The 692-nt window shown below is 21.0% G+C and carries 1 protein-coding gene and 1 pseudogene; both read left to right on the top strand.

Annotated elements, in window-relative coordinates; genetic code table 11:
- Positions 1-490, top strand: a 490-nt coding sequence (locus OM90_RS12980; protein ID WP_408605925.1) for a Mu transposase domain-containing protein, incomplete at its 5' end; no start/stop codon positions are given.
- Positions 491-495: 5 nt separating this feature from the next.
- Positions 496-692 (top strand): annotated as a pseudogene (locus tag OM90_RS12215) (IS21-like element ISCbo2 family helper ATPase IstB); the annotation flags it as partial.

Here is a 692-nt window from a genome sequence, read left to right as displayed (position 1 = left end):
AAGTAGATTAATTCCTTATAACGGAGAGTTTGAAACTGAAGAAGAATTAATTAAAATAATCAATAAATTAAGTGATGATGTAAATAATGAAATCAATCAAACTACAAAAGTAAGACCTATAATGCTTATAAAAAAAGAAAAAGAATATCTTTTTCCTATGCCAAATATAAAAATTATTGAATCTTACATAAACTATATAAATCCAGTAAAAGTTCATAAAGATTCAATGATCTACTATAAAGGAAAAAGATATTCTGTCCCACATAAGTTTATTAATAAAACCCTAAAAATAAGGGAATTAAATAATAAACTATATGTTTATAATAACACAAATTTAATAAGAATTCATCCTCTAACACAAAAAATTATAAATTATCATGAAGATGATTATAAAAAAATAATGGTTGAAAAATTACCTTTTAAAAATGAAGAAGATATCGAAGCCTTTACAATTAAAAATTTAAAAATGTTAGATAAATTGAAAGGATAGATAAAATGAATATATACACTGCATTACTAAATAACTTAGAAATATTAAAACTATATCAAATAAAAGAAAATTTAGATACATATATAGATTTAATTACTAATAAAGAAAAAACAGTTGTTGACGCATTATACGAATTAACCAAGTTAGAGATAAAACTTAAAGAAGAAAAAGCTATAAATGCATGTGTAAAAGTAGCAAATTT

The organism is Defluviitalea phaphyphila (genome assembly GCF_001466305.1).
Lineage (GTDB): Bacteria > Bacillota > Clostridia > Lachnospirales > Defluviitaleaceae > Defluviitalea_A > Defluviitalea_A phaphyphila.
This window is presented reverse-complemented; position numbering and strand designations above follow the sequence as displayed.